The 13,781-nt window shown below is 68.4% G+C and carries 10 protein-coding genes and 1 tRNA gene; 8 read left to right on the top strand and 3 right to left on the bottom strand.

What is annotated here, in order from left to right; all coding sequences use genetic code 11:
- The first annotated feature begins 51 nt into the window (after positions 1-51).
- From BJ988_RS21190 to BJ988_RS21170, 5 genes are all read left to right on the top strand, one after another.
- Complete coding sequence (locus tag BJ988_RS21190; RefSeq protein ID WP_179659884.1) at positions 52-1,662, top strand: AbgT family transporter; 1,611 nt, start codon at positions 52-54, stop codon at positions 1,660-1,662.
- Positions 1,663-1,681: 19 nt separating this feature from the next.
- Complete coding sequence (locus tag BJ988_RS21185) at positions 1,682-3,157, top strand: amidase (protein ID WP_179659883.1); 1,476 nt, start codon at positions 1,682-1,684, stop codon at positions 3,155-3,157.
- Between the two features lie 130 nt (positions 3,158-3,287).
- Entirely contained in the window at positions 3,288-5,090 is a 1,803-nt protein-coding gene (locus BJ988_RS21180) for a serine hydrolase domain-containing protein (protein WP_179659882.1), read from the top strand.
- 133 nt (positions 5,091-5,223) lie between these two features.
- Complete coding sequence (locus tag BJ988_RS21175) at positions 5,224-6,543, top strand: M20 family metallopeptidase (protein WP_179659881.1); 1,320 nt, start codon at positions 5,224-5,226, stop codon at positions 6,541-6,543.
- A 107-nt stretch (positions 6,544-6,650) separates the two neighbouring features.
- The gene (locus BJ988_RS21170; protein WP_218861023.1) at positions 6,651-8,501 is read left to right on the top strand and encodes a bifunctional metallophosphatase/5'-nucleotidase; all 1,851 of its coding nucleotides are present in this window, start codon (positions 6,651-6,653) and stop codon (positions 8,499-8,501) included.
- 142 nt (positions 8,502-8,643) lie between these two features.
- On the opposite strand, the gene BJ988_RS21165 is transcribed toward BJ988_RS21170, so the two are convergent.
- Positions 8,644-10,059: an MFS transporter gene (locus tag BJ988_RS21165; protein ID WP_218861021.1), complete on the bottom strand. Its 1,416-nt coding sequence runs from the start codon at positions 10,057-10,059 to the stop codon at positions 8,644-8,646.
- Between the two features lie 140 nt (positions 10,060-10,199).
- Between BJ988_RS21165 and BJ988_RS21160 the strand changes: the two genes are divergently transcribed.
- Positions 10,200-10,670 carry a MarR family winged helix-turn-helix transcriptional regulator gene (locus BJ988_RS21160; RefSeq protein WP_179659880.1) on the top strand — a complete coding sequence of 157 codons (471 nt, stop codon included), beginning with the start codon at positions 10,200-10,202 and terminating at the stop codon, positions 10,668-10,670.
- 21 nt (positions 10,671-10,691) lie between these two features.
- Here BJ988_RS21160 and BJ988_RS21155 read toward each other — a convergent pair whose 3' ends face one another.
- Entirely contained in the window at positions 10,692-11,393 is a 702-nt protein-coding gene (locus BJ988_RS21155; RefSeq protein WP_179659879.1) for a TetR/AcrR family transcriptional regulator, read from the bottom strand.
- A 173-nt stretch (positions 11,394-11,566) separates the two neighbouring features.
- Between BJ988_RS21155 and BJ988_RS21150 the strand changes: the two genes are divergently transcribed.
- Together BJ988_RS21150 and BJ988_RS21145 are read left to right on the top strand one after the other, a co-directional pair.
- Complete coding sequence (locus BJ988_RS21150) at positions 11,567-12,436, top strand: helix-turn-helix domain-containing protein (RefSeq protein WP_179659878.1); 870 nt, start codon at positions 11,567-11,569, stop codon at positions 12,434-12,436.
- Between the two features lie 31 nt (positions 12,437-12,467).
- A tRNA-Lys gene (locus tag BJ988_RS21145) sits at positions 12,468-12,540 on the top strand.
- Between the two features lie 133 nt (positions 12,541-12,673).
- Here BJ988_RS21145 and BJ988_RS21140 read toward each other — a convergent pair.
- On the bottom strand, positions 12,674-13,687 hold the full coding sequence (locus tag BJ988_RS21140; protein ID WP_179659877.1) for an Lrp/AsnC family transcriptional regulator: 1,014 nt from the start codon (positions 13,685-13,687) through the stop codon (positions 12,674-12,676).
- Positions 13,688-13,781: the final 94 nt, after the last annotated feature.

Raw genomic sequence — 13,781 nt, 5'->3', positions numbered from 1 at the left:
GGCCTTCGTTGTTGCAGGCGACCCCACGCTCCGACTCGGTAGGAGAGCTGTATGTCCGCGACCGCTGAACCGAACGCATCGACACGAGGCGACCGGGTGCTCGCCTGGGTCGAGAGGACCGGCAACAAGCTCCCGGACCCGTTCATCCTGTTCCTGATTCTGTTCCTGGTCGTCGGGGTGGTCTCGACGCTCCTGGCCGCCATGGATGCCCAGGTGACGCTTCCCGGTGCCGACGAGCCGCTCGTGATCAACGGGCTCTTCACGGCCGAGGGGCTGACCTGGCTCACGGTCAACATCGGTGCGAACTTCATCGGGTTCCCGCCGCTGCTGACCGTGGTGACGATCCTGCTCGCCGTGACGGTCGCAGAGCGGACGGGATTGCTGGCGGCGGCCATCCGCCTCACCCTGGCCTCCGCGCCGCGGTGGCTGCTGCCCTACGCCCTCGGGGTCGTCGGCGTCACCGCGAGCGTGATGGCGGACGCGTCGATGATCGTCATCCCGCCGCTGGCCGCGGCCGTGTTCAAGGCGGCCGGCAGGCACCCGATGGCGGGGCTCGTCGGCGGGTTCGCCGCCGCCGGCGCCGGTTACTCGACCAGCCTCGTGGTGACCAGCCTGGACGCCCTCTTCTCCGGGATCACCAACTCCGTGACTTCGACGCTCCCCGATCCGGGCGCCGCGGTGACCCCGGTGTCCAACTACTACTTCAACGTCGCCTCGGCGATCGTGCTCGCGCTGGTCGCAGGCTTCATCATCGACCGGGTCCTCGAGCCGAGGATGGTCCGCCAGAACGTACCGACCGACGAGGTCGAAGGCGACGCGGCCGACCGCTTCCAGAGCAACGACGAGGAGGTCGCGGCGGCCCTGAGGAGCCACCGCCGGCCGCTGGAGGCCCAGCTCACGTCTCAGGAGCGCAAGGCGTTCTGGGCGGCGATCGCGACCGGAACGGTCCTGGCGCTCGCGATGGTCTTGGCCGTGGTCCCGCAGGGTTCGCCATGGCGCAACGACGACGGCAACTTCCTGCCGGAGTCCGCCCTGATGGACTCGATCGTCTTCATCACCTTCGTGCTCTTCCTCGCCCCGGGCATCGTCTACGGATTCGTCGCGGGCACCCTGAAGACCGCCGCCGACGTACCGAAGGTGATGGGTGAGGGCATCAGGGAGATGGCGCCGTTCCTGGTGCTGGCGTTCATGCTCGGCCAGTTCATCGCGCTGTTCAACTGGTCCAACGTCGGTCCCGCGCTCGCGAAGGTCGGCGCCGACGGCCTGCAGGGCACCGGTCTGACCGGCTTTCCGGTGATCGTCGGCTTCATCATCCTGTGCTCGATCCTGAACCTGTTCATCATCAGCGGATCATCGATGTACACGATCATGGGCGCGGTCTTCGTGCCGATGTTCGCGCTGATCGGCTTCGAGCCCGGCTTCACCCAGGCCGCCTTCCGCATCGGTGACAGCGCGACCCAGGTGATCACTCCGATGAACCCCTACATGTTCGTCGTGCTGATGATGATCAGGAAGTACGAACCGGCAGCAGGCCTCGGCACCCTGATCTCCCGCACCCTCCCGTTCGTGATCCCGTTCTGGGTCGCCTGGTTGCTGGTGCTGGTGGTCTTCTACTTCGGCGGGCTCGACGTCGGGCCAGGAGTCAGCCCACGGATGGACTGAAATGCCCTAGCCTGCGCCCATGCGGGTCGATGAGTATCTGAGGTACGACGCCACCGGGCTGGCGGAGCTGGTCGCCTCCAAGGAGGTGACCGCGGCCGAGGTCCTGGCCGCGGCGCGGGAACGGGCGGACGCGGTGAATCCGCGGATCAACGCGATCGTCGCGGACATCCCGGAGGCCGACGCCCAAGTTTCCGGCGACGGCCCGACCGGGCCGTTCGCCGGGGTGCCGTTCCTGGTGAAGGACCTGGCTCAGGAGTATCGGGGCCACCCGACGACCTACGGCTCCCGGGCACTCGTCGACGATGTCGCCGAAGAGCATTCCTACTTCACCCAGAGCGCTCTCGACGCCGGTCTGGTGATCTTCGGGAAGACCAACACCCCGGAGTTCGGATCGAAGGGGATCACCGAGCCGGAGCTGTTCGGTGCCGCGCGCAACCCGTGGAACACCGGCCACACGCCCGGTGGCTCCTCGGGCGGGTCGGGGGCCGCGGTGGCCGCTGGGATCGTTCCGGCCGCCGGCGCCAACGACGGCGGCGGATCGATCCGGATCCCTGCCGCCTGCAACGGCCTGGTCGGGCTGAAGACCACCCGCGGGCTGCTCCCCCTGGGGCCCCAGAGCCTGGACGCCTCCAACGGCTTCGTCGTCCAGGGGGTGGTGACGCGCTCCGTACGCGACGCGGCCGGGCTCTACGACGCGCTCGTCGGTGACCAGGCGATGGCGATGATCCACGCGCCTCGTCCCGGCGCGGCGTTCTCCGAGGCCATCGCGACCCCACCGCGCAAGCTCCGCATCGGCTTCACCTCGGTGTCCTCGATCTCCGCGCCCGACCCGGAGGCGATCGCGGCCGTCGAAGACGCGGCCAAGATGCTCGAGGCGCTCGGCCACCAGGTCGAGGCGGTCGAGGCGCCCTACGACGCTGCCGAGCTCGGCCGCGACTTCCTCACCATCTGGTTCGCCTCGGCGGCAGCCGAGGTCGCCGAGACCAAGCTCCGGGTCGGCGCCAAGGATGCCGACTTCGAGGCCGACACCCTGGCGGTGGCCGAGCTCGGCCGAGCCGGGGGAGTGGTCGCCGTCGAGCTGGCCCACATCAACCGCCGCAACCACGTCCGCCGCCTGAGCGACTTCCACGCGACGTACGACCTGCTGCTCACCCCGACGCTGGCCAAGCCGCCGCTGAAGGTGGGGCAGGTGGTCACGCCCAAGGCTCTGCAGACCGCGGCGCGGCTGCTCTACAAGGTGCGCGGCGGTCGGGCGATGCGGGCGACCGGCCTGATCGACCAGCTGGTCGCCGAGAACCTCGGTTGGGTGCCCTACACCCAGCTCGCCAACCTCACCGGACGACCGGCGATCTCGGTGCCGACCCACCGGACCGCGTCCGGGCTGCCGCTGGGCGTGCAGCTGTCCGGGCAGCTCGGCGACGACGGCCTGCTGCTGCAGGTCGCTGCTCAGCTGGAGCAGTCGGCACCGTGGGCGGAGCATCGGCCGAATCTCTGAAGGCGGGGAATCTGAGGACAGATTCTCTGGTCCCGTCTCCGTCTCGCTGAAAGAAATTTTTCTTTCCGACGCGAAGGCGCCTCCGGAGCGGCATCATCGAGACATGACGCCCCCACGGTCAGACTTGGTCATGTCCTCACGGCGCAGCCTCCTCGGCGGCGCTCTCGGTGGAATCACGATGGCGATGGTCGGCGGCACCGCGGTCGCCTCGACGCCCGAGACGCCGACGAAGGTGGGCGCCAAGACGCTCGCCTCGCTGGCCGGTCGGCCGCCCACGATCACGCCCGAGGACCTCACCTTCACCCCGCGCACGGTCCTGCGCCCCGGCCACCCCCGCCAGGTCGGCCTGGACCCGACGCGGATCGCGAAGATCCGCTCGGAGCTGGCCCGGTTCCTCGAGCCGACCACGGAGAACCCCGCCCACCCCCTGTACGCAGGGGCCACCGCGATCGCGGTCAAGGACGGTGTCATCGTGGCCCACGAGAGCGTCGGCAAGGCGCTCAGGTACGGCCTCGACGGCACGACCGTCGTCGAGCTGCCCGCGGACCAGCAGGTCGACGCCGGGCTGGACACGCTGTGGGACGTCGCCTCGATGTCGAAGCTCTTCACCGCGACCGCGATCCTCCAGCTGGTTGAGCGGGGCAGCCTCGATCTCGAGGCTCCGGTGGTCACCTATCTGCCCGAGTTCGCGCCGAACGGCAAGAGCGTGATCCTCGTGCGCCAGCTCCTCACCCACGTCTCCGGCCTGCTCGCCGGCCCGTCGCCGTCGCTGTGGGCGGGCTACGACACCTACGACGAGCGGGTCGCGGCGATCATGAACACGAAGCCCACCCACGCTCCCGAGCAGGTCTACCGCTACTCCGACATCAACCTGATCACCCTCGGGCTGCTCATCGAGCGGCTCTCGGGCAAGAAGCTCGACGCCTACGTACGCGACCACATCACCGCACCCCTGGGCATGCGCGACACCATGTACAACCCGCCCGCCGACGTCCTCCACCGTGTCGCCGCCACCGAGTACCAGCCGTGGGCCGGCCGCCCGATGATCCGCGGCGAGGTGCACGACGAGAACGCCTGGGCTCTCGGCGGCGTCGCCGGCCACGCGGGCATGTTCTCGACCGCCGCGGACATGGCCAGGTTCGGCCAGATGTTCCTCAACGGCGGCGTCTACAACGGCACCAGGATCCTGAAGGAGGAGACGGTCAGGCTCTCGCTGCGCGACTACACCGGTGGCCAGTTCACCAGCTCGCGCGGTCTCGGCTGGGAGCTCGCCACGACCTGGTACCACGGACCGATCTGGTCGCCGGTCTCCTTCGGTCACACCGGTTACACCGGCACCAGCATCGTGATGGACCCGATCGGCCACCAGCTCGTCGTGCTCATGACCAACCGCGTCCACCCCAGCCGTGACTGGGGCAGCAACAACCCCTCCCGGCGGGTCGTCTCCGACGCGCTCGGCATGGCCTCGGCGGTCAAGCCCGCGAAGGGACGTACGTCGTGGTTCTCGGGTCTGGCCAACGCGAAGAAGGCGACGCTCGACGTGCCGCTCGCGGCCACGGACGGCGCGAAGCTCGACTTCGACTACTACTTCGACACCGAGCCGCGCTTCGACTTCGGCCGGCTGCAGTACTCCACCGACGGCACCACCTTCAGCGCTCTGCCGTGGAAGCTCGAGGGTGGCGACTGGAGCTGGGAGACCAGCGAGGCGGTCAACGGCTACGGCGGGCGCCGGTGGCTACGCGGACATGCGGCGCTGCCCGCCGGCACGACCGCGGTCAGGTGGACCTACGAGACCGACTCGTCCTCTCAGGGCCGCGGGATCTACGTCGACGACATCGTGGTCAGCAAGGGACGGCGTACGGTGTTCGACTCGGCGCGTCCCGCCGACGCGGCCCGCATCGTCGCGGACGGATGGGCTCTGAGCGATCGGTGACGGCTAGGCCCTCAGCGGCTGTCGGTGGCACTCCACCGATAGCCTCTGGCCACATGAGCGAGCGCCAGCGAGTGACCATAGGCCTCAGGCCGCCGTTTCGGTATTCTTTGCCCTTCTCTACCGAGGCGGCGGCATGAGCCAGCCGCAGCAACCGAACCCGTTCCTGGTCAACCAGCTCCGCGACGAGGCGGACGCCAAGGCGCTCATCACCAAGGCGGTCGAATCCCCCTCGGCGGGTGCGCCGCGGGGGATCCTCGACGCGATCCGCGACAAGCTCGTGGACCTCGGCCCTGAGCTGGTCGCGGTCTCCCACGATCTTGCCGACCACCCGGAGACCGGGTTCGAGGAGCACCGGAGCGCGGCCGGTCTCGCCGAGTTCGTCGAGGCCCACGGCATCGAGGTGGCCCGCGGTGCCTATGGCCTCCCGACCGCCCTCTACGCCTCGGCCGGAGACACCCTGGACGGTCCGACGGTCGCGGTGCTCTCCGAGTACGACGCGCTCCCCGGCATCGGTCACGGCTGTGGCCACAACCTGATCGCCACGGTCGGCGTGGGCGCCTTCTTGGCCATCGCGAGCGTGATCGACCGCATCGGGGGCCGGGTCATCTGGCTCGGCACCCCGGCCGAGGAGGGCGGTGGCGGCAAGGAGCTGATGGCGCAGAAGGGCGCCTTCGACGGCGTCGACGCCGCGATCATGGTCCACCCCTTCACCTACGACAACTCCGAGCCGGTCTTCCTGGGCCGCAGGCAGCTGCGGGTGACGTACGTCGGGGTGCCGGCGCACGCCTCGATCCAGCCGTTCATGGGGCGCAACGCCCTGGACGCGGCCAACCTGCTCTACACCGGCGTCGCGCTCAACCGGCAGCAGATGCCGCCGACCGATCGCGTGCACGCGATCATCACCGAAGGCGGCCTGCGCCCCAACGTGATCCCGGAGAACGCCTCGCTCCAGTTCTACGTCCGCTCCGCCTACCCCGAGACGCTCAAGATCCTCTCCCAGCGGCTGGAGGAGATGGCGATGGGTGCGGCGCTGATGACCGGCTGCGGCGTCGAGTTCAGCTGGGACGAGTCACCGGTCTACCTGCCGATCCGCAACAACACCGGGCTCGCGGAGGCCTGGAACCGCCGCTACCAGGAGCGCAACCACACCGTCCTCGCGCCCGGTGTGGTTCCGGATCTCCTCGCCGGCTCCACCGACTTCGGCAACGTCTCCTTCCGAGTTCCCGGCCTGCACGCGATGGTCAAGATCGCCGAGCCCGACGTGTCCCTGCACAGCCGGGAGTTCGCCGCCGCCGCGGTCACGCCGTACGCCGACGAGGTGCTCGTCGACGCCGCCTACGGCCTCGCCGCGGTGGCTGCCGACTATCTCTCCGACGCGAAGCTGCGGGAGACGGTCCGAGACGAGTTCGAGGAGGCCGGGGGAGCGGTGGACGTTACCGAATTTTTCGGGTGATTAACGGTTGGTGACGATTAGGCAGCGGTAATCCTGTTACCTCTTCACAATGAGAACCCGAAGGGGCATTGTTCCCTTCGTCGATCACTGAGATGGGGAGCCCTGCAATGCCGCGTAACATCCGAAAGCTTCGTCCCGCTGTGGCCGTCGCCGCCGTCGCTCTCGCGGCCGCCGCGGTCGCCACTCCGGGCGCGACCTCTGCCTCTGCGCAGCCCGGTGCGGACAGATCCGGGAAGCACCTGGTCGACGTCCAGCTGCTCTCGTTCAACGACTTCCACGGCAATCTCGAGGCGCCGTCGGGTTCGAGCGGTCGGCTGGTCACCGGTCACCACATCGACCCGGCCACCGGCAAGCCTGTCGACGACACCGTCAACGTGGGTGGGGTGGAATATCTCGCCTCCCACCTGGACAAGGCCCGCAAGGGTCACGACCGCTCTCTGACCGTCGCCGCGGGTGACCTGATCGGTGCCTCGCCGCTGCTCTCGGCCGCCTTCCACGACGAGCCGTCCATCGAGGCGCTCAACAAGCTCGGCCTGGACGTGACCGCGGTCGGCAACCACGAGTTCGACGAGGGCTACAAGGAGCTGCAGCGCATCGCCGACGGTGGCTGCATCGACGACGGGGACGGCAAGGACAACCAGAACTCCTGCGCCGCCCACGACTACGAGGGTGCCGACTTCGACATCCTCGCCTCCAACGTGATCGAGGACGCGAGCGGAGAGACGATCCTGCCGTCGTACGCGATCAAGGAGGTCGACGGCGCCAAGATCGGCTTCATCGGGATGACCCTCGAGGCCACTCCCGACATCGTCACCGCCGAGGGCGTCAAGGGGCTCACCTTCAAGGACGAGGTCGAGACCGCCAACGCGCTAGTGCCCGTGCTGAAGAAGAAGGGCGTCAAGGCGATCGTCACCCTGATCCACGAGGGCGCCAACCTGCCGAAGGAGAAGTGGACCGACCCGGCCACCGGCAAGGTCTACGACGTCAACGCCAGCTACGACTACACCTGTTCGGGCGGCGGCGAGCTGGTCGCCGGTTCGCCGATCCTGCCGATCGCCCAGAACCTCCACCCCGAGATCGACATGGTGGTCACCGGTCACACCCACAACCCCTACGTCTGCGACGTGCCCGACCCCGAGGGCAAGTCGCGCATGATCACCTCGGCCTCGTCCTTCGGGCGGCTCTACACCGAGACCAACCTGAAGTACAACCTCAAGTCGCGCGACATCGTCCGCTCCTCGGTCAAGGGCTCGAACATGCTCGTCACCCGCGACGTCACCAGGGCTCCGGACCAGACCGAGCTGATCAACACCTACAAGGAGCTGGTCGAGCCGATCGCCTCCCGGGTGCTCGGCTCGATCACCGCCGACGTCAAGCGTGACCAGAGCCCCGCCGGTGAGTCCGCGCTCGGTGACCTGATCGCCGACGCCCAGCTGGCCGACCAGTCGACGGTCCACAACGGGCAGACGCCGGTGATCGCGTTCATGAACCCGGGTGGCATCCGCGCCGACCTGACCGCGGCCAACTCGCCCTACGGTGAGCCCGTCGGCGACGTCACCTACGACGAGGCGTTCACGGTCCAGCCGTTCAACAACTACCTGGTCTCGCTGACCATGACCGGCCAGGACATCTACGACCTGCTCACCCAGCAGGTCACCGGCGCCAACGCCGCGACCCACAAGATCCTGCAGGTCTCGGAGGGCTTCTCCTACGAGATCAGCCCCTCGGGTCCGGTCGAGGGGTCCGTCAAGCTTGACGGGCAGCCGATCGACAAGGCCGCCTCCTACCGGGTCGTGACCAACAACTTCCTGCAGGGCGGTGGCGACGCCTTCGAGGCCTTCACCAAGGGCACCGACCCGTACTACGGCGGTCTCGACGTCGACGCCTTCGCCAACTACCTGGAGACCAGCTCGCCCTACACCCCGGCCGCGCTCGACCGCATCACCGGAACCCACTGAACGAAAATTCGTTCGTACGCAGCGGTCCGGCCAGCTCAGTGCTGGTCGGCCCCGCTGTCGTATCGGCGCGCTGTCGTATCGGCGCGCTGTCGTATTGCTGCGCTGTCGTATTGCTGCGCTGTCGTATTGCTGCGCTGCCGAGTCAGCGCGATCCGGCGAGCACCGCTTCGTCCGCGTCGCCGTCGGCCGTCTCCCTCCGCGGCCTGGGGATGAGAAGAACGATCAGCGCGCCGACGCCGGCCGCGAGCGCACCGATCACGAAGCAGAGCTGGAAGGCACCCGAGGTCGGGATCTCGGGTACGCCGGGGGCGACAACGGTTGTCCGGCTGGTCAGCACGATGACCATGACCGCGCCGGCGACGGTGGTGCCCATCGAGCGCATCAGACTGTTCAGCCCGACGCTCGCGGCGGCTTCGGCAGCCGGAACGTTGTTGAGGATGAGCGTGGGCATCGCTGCGTACCCGATGCCCACGCCTGCCGAGGCGATGCAGGAGGCGAGCATGAGCTGCCACGGCGCGTCCATCAGGAAGACCGCGACGACGTAGCCGGCGGACAGGACGACCGCACCGATCGCCATCGTGCTCCGTCCACCGAGGCGGGTCAGCAGGCGCGAGGAGACCGGGGTGAAGAGCATCATCATCAGACCGGCCGGCGCCATCCACATGCCGGCCTGAAAGATCGTCTGGCCCAAGCCGTGGCCGGTGGCCTCGGGCATCTGGAGGAGCTGCGGGACCACGATCGACTGCGCCATCATGCCGAATCCGATGAGGACGGCCGCGATGTTGGTGAGCAGCACCGGCTTGCGCGCGCTGGTGCGCAGGTCGACCAGAGGGGCGTCTTGGCGCAGCTCGAACCAGCCCCAGAGCAGCAGGATCGCGACGCCACCCACGATCATGCCGAGGGTCTCCGGCGAGCCCCAGCCCCAGTCGTTGCCCTTGGAGACACCGACCAGCACACCGACGAGCCCGGCCGCGAGCCCGAAGGCGCCGACGATGTCGAGGCGGCCGGGATGGGCGTCGCGTACGTGCGGGACGACGGCCGCGGTCAGCACGGTGACGGCGACGGCCAGGCCGGCGGATACCCAGAAGAGGGTGTGCCAGTCGAAGTCCTGGGCGATCCAGGCCGCCAGCGGCAGGCCGAGTGCACCGCCGACCCCGAGGGTGGCGCTGACGCCCGCGACCGCGGTGTTGCGCAGGTGCTCCGGGGTGACCTCACGAACGAGGCTGATCGCGACCGGGATGTAACCCATCGCCATGCCCTGGAGCACGCGGCCGACCAGGACCGGCCCGACGGCGTCGGAGAGCGCCACGATGACGGAGCCAACCACGAGCACGATGCCCGAGATCACGAGCACCGGCTTCTTGCCGTAGAGGTCGGCGAGGCGGCCGCTGACGGGCATCGTCACACCGGCGCCGAGCAGCGTGGCGGTCAGCACCCAGGAGGCGGTGCTGGCAGTGGTGGAGAGCAGCTCGGGAAGCTCGCTCTGGATCGGGATGACCAGTGACTGCATCAGTGCGGCGCAGAGGCTGCCGAAGCAGAGCACCATGACGACTGCCACGGCGCCACCCGCCGGAGGCGCTGCCGGCTCGGGACTGGGGGACGGGGACGAACTCAAGGCACACCTCAGTTATGTAATCTACATATCGATGTATGTATGCTACACATTATGAGGTTCGTGCGACAGTTCTTGGAGATGTGATGCCGTCAAAGCCGTCGTCGGAGGACCCGATCTTCAGGCCGATCAGCCCCGACCTGTCCGCGGATCGCCGCTTGGCCTCCCTGCTTGGACGACTCGAGGTTCACCGCCGTCTCGCCGAGGACCTGAGTGCGCTCAACTTCGCTGATGGTCGTCTGCTCTGGTTCCTCTCCGACGGTCGGCCGCGTACGCTCCGGGAGATCGCCGACGGCCTCAATCTCGAGCAGTCGACCGTGAACCGGCAGGTGAACGCCGCGCTCTCGGCCGGTCATCTGCGGCGGTTCGCTGAGCCGGGGCGCTCGGCGCGGCTGATCGAGCCGACCGAGGAGGGGCTCGCGGTCTATGAGGCGGCCTCGGCGCGCGCGCTGGGCGCCTACGCGGACGGGCTGGCCGCTCTCGGGGGCGAGTCCGGGAAGTTTCTCGAGCTGCTCGAGCGCTTCGTGGGTGCTTATGGGGAGGCCGTGCGGAGGTGACGACGAGGGGCATCGCGAGTCCTAGTCACCGGAGCCGCTCATCGTCAGGTCGCTCGCGAGGGCCGTCGCCGGCGAGGCTGCCCGGGCGATGTGACTGTCGGGGATCCCGCAGGCGCGAAGGCAGGTCGAGGCGATGACGGCGGCGGTCGCGTCGTCGATCGGCACACCGCTGCCTCGAAGGCTGGTGGTGACTTCGACCAGATGCAGGAGCATCTCGCCGAGGTGGCTCGGTTCGGCCGCTGTGGCGACGTCGGGTCCTGCGGCCTGGCTGGCGATCCGACCGTAGGCGCTGGCGAGCTCGGCGCGAATGCTTCGAAAGGCGTCGAACGCCTCGCTGCTGGTCACATCGGGATGGGTGGCGAGCATGCCGATGTTGTCCGGCGCCTCGGCGAGTGTCCGGATGTCGACGAGGGCCAGCAGGTAGAGGACGGTCTCGGGGGTCTCCGACACGGTCAGCTTCTCGATCTGCTCGACCCTGTCGACGGTGGGACGAACGGATCGCTCCAGGAGCTCGGCGAGGATCTCGTCCTTGCCGGTGAAGTGGTAGTAGAGCGACGCCTGCCTGATCCCGACCTTCTCGGCGATCTCCCGGGTGGAGGTGGCCGAGAAGCCTTTGGTGACGAACAGCTGCGCAGCGGCATGGAGGACCTGCTCGCGTGGTGGGGCTGTCGTGCTCGCTGGGACGAGGCGTGGTCGTCCGGGTTGGGTTCGTCTGGTGCTCATCCGAGGCCCTGCCTTCCTGTCGACGCCGACCCCGTCCTCAGTAAAGCATTATATGATGCCCGTGCCAATCATGATGTGCATCTGGACGCGCAGTATGCACATCGGGCACGATGGTTCCGTCCAGCTGTCGCTCTTGCCCGAAGCGGCCACATCCGTCGAAGGAGACCCCTGCCGTGTCCCGTCCCAACCGTCGAGCCCGCGAAGCGCTCACCGAGGCGCTCCGAGATGCCCGTCGCGCCGCCGGGCTGACCGGAATCGATCTCGCGGATGCTCTGGGGTCGGGCTGGTCCCAGCCGAAAGTGTCGAAGATCGAGTCGGGCCGCCAGTCGATCTCCGAGTCCGAGGTCCGCGCTTGGGCGGCTGCGGTGGGCGCAGACAGGGAGATGCTGCTCGCGCTGCGTGCCCGTGCCGACCTCGAGCAGGCTGCGTTCCGAGACGCCCCTCCGACCGGCGGCGGCGCCGAGCAGCGCCAGGATGCGTACGCGGCGACCGAGGTCGCCACGAAGGTCCTGACCAGCTTCGCGCCGCACAGCGTCCCCGAGCTGCTGCAGACCCCCGACTACGCGCGTGCCCTGTTGGGTCTGGCGGGTGGTTCGCCTGAGCGGGACGCCGATCCCGAGGAGGCCTCCGGCGTGATCGCGGCGCGGCTGCGCCGCTCGGCGATCCTCTACGAGGCAGGAAGATCGATCACCATCCTGGTCGGCGAGGCGGCCCTTCATCACCTGGTCGGCTCGCCCGACATCATGCGCGCCCAGATCGATCACATCGCCAGGCTGGCGACGACCACGAAGGCGACCATCGGGATCGTCCCCTTCGAGAGCTTCCCGGTCCTGGTCCAGCACGGCTGGGACCAGCGCGACCGGATCGTCACCCTGGAGACCAGTGCCGGCGATCTCGAGATCGCCGACCCGGTCGAGGTCGCCCGCTACGACCGCTGGGCCCAGCTGCTGCTCGAGCATGCGCTGACCGGCGCGGCCGCCGCCGAGCGGTGCTCCCGGATCGTCCGTGAGCGGATGAGCCCGTCGCCGTGCGTCCACGAATAGGAGAAGACCGTTGCTCCGGTAGACTCCCGGCGGGCCGTTAGCTCAGTTGGTAGAGCAGTGGACTTTTAATCCATGGGTCGTCGGTTCGAGCCCGACACGGCCTACCGCTCGCGCAGACCCATGCCTCCTCCCGAGGGAACTTCGGGATGGAGGCATGGGTCTCGCGCGTGAGGTCATGGGCGTCACCTTCGTGCGGAGGGGTGAACGGCGAGCGCTGACCGCTGCGAGCCGCGCACACTATGCGCGAGAGCGAATCCAGGGATCGACCGGGACGTGGCCCACTGACCGCCCTTGGTCGTCGAGCAGCCGACCGTGGATCTTGAACATCCGGGTCAGCACCCGTCGGTCGACTATCTCCCCGTCCGGGTGATCGACAGCGAGGCGCGCCAGGAGACGCTCGGCATCGGCGAGGTCGTGCAGACCGACGACCAGGATCACGTTGGCTTCCGCGACCACAGAGGCGCAGAACCTGGTCTCCCGCTGCAGGCCGAGCGCGCGGGCAGTGTTCTCGGACTCGAGCGGAGGGGTCTTCATCAAGACGAGTGCACCCAGTTGGAGGTCGAAGGCCGGGCGTGAGACGTCGCAGCGGAACGTCACCTGGTTCGCCGCCTCGAGCTCGGCGAGACGGCGACTCACCGCGTCGGGATGTCGGGCGAGGCCACGGGCTACGGAAGAGATCGGGGCGCGGGCGTCCGCGCTCAGGGCAAGGAACAGGTCTCGATCGTGCGTTGCGAGCAGCCTATGAGCGTCTCCGTGGGATCGGCGCCGTTCGTCCTGTATCTGTCGTTCCTCCGCCGCGGAGAGAATGCCTTGGCGCCAGTCGACCCCTCCGGTCATCTGGTGGAAGAGATTGGTGCGGACCTCGGTGGCCCCAATGAGTTCGGGCAGCCCGCCATGCACCGCGTCGAGAACGCCCTCGAGGGTCGTGGCGATGATGATCGCGAACAGGTTGTAGCTGCCGGTCGTCTGGCCCAGGGTGCTCACGTCTGGGTGTTGGGCGAGACCGTTGGCGAGGTTGTCGATCTCACGAGGGGCGCATCGCACCTCGAGGACGGCGCCGTAGGAGACCCCTGGGTGAAGTGCGATGCCGGTCCACGCCAGACCGCGTGTCTCAAGGCTGCGCCATCGCCTGGCGACCGTGATCTCCGAGACGCCCAGGGCCCGTCCGACGGAGGCCCAGCTCGCGCGCGGCGAGATCTGTAGCGCATCGACGATCTCTTGATCGAGAACACTGACCTCGAGCGAATCCATCATCTGCTCCGATGCTGAAAAGGAAGTCCAACAATAACGCCGGGCTGAAGCGATTTCCCTTCGCTTTCGCGGGTTGTTGCAGGGGCATCCCTAC

Origin of the sequence: Nocardioides panzhihuensis, from assembly GCF_013408335.1 — a bacterium.
Classification (GTDB): Bacteria; Actinomycetota; Actinomycetes; order Propionibacteriales; family Nocardioidaceae; genus Nocardioides; species Nocardioides panzhihuensis.
Note: the sequence above shows the minus strand (reverse complement) of the source record. Positions and strands in the feature narration are given on the sequence as shown.

Bases quoted from the DNA above. Each gene is read 5' to 3' on its own strand.
- BJ988_RS21190 (WP_179659884.1), top strand. From the start codon at position 52: ATGTCCGCGACCGCTGAACCGAACGCATCGACACGAGGCGACCGGGTG.
- BJ988_RS21185 (WP_179659883.1), top strand. From the start codon at position 1,682: ATGCGGGTCGATGAGTATCTGAGGTACGACGCCACCGGGCTGGCGGAG.
- BJ988_RS21180 (WP_179659882.1), top strand. From the start codon at position 3,288: ATGTCCTCACGGCGCAGCCTCCTCGGCGGCGCTCTCGGTGGAATCACG.
- BJ988_RS21175 (WP_179659881.1), top strand. From the start codon at position 5,224: ATGAGCCAGCCGCAGCAACCGAACCCGTTCCTGGTCAACCAGCTCCGC.
- BJ988_RS21170 (WP_218861023.1), top strand. From the start codon at position 6,651: ATGCCGCGTAACATCCGAAAGCTTCGTCCCGCTGTGGCCGTCGCCGCC.
- BJ988_RS21160 (WP_179659880.1), top strand. From the start codon at position 10,200: ATGCCGTCAAAGCCGTCGTCGGAGGACCCGATCTTCAGGCCGATCAGC.
- BJ988_RS21155 (WP_179659879.1), bottom strand. From the start codon at position 11,393: ATGAGCACCAGACGAACCCAACCCGGACGACCACGCCTCGTCCCAGCG.
- BJ988_RS21140 (WP_179659877.1), bottom strand. From the start codon at position 13,687: ATGGATTCGCTCGAGGTCAGTGTTCTCGATCAAGAGATCGTCGATGCG.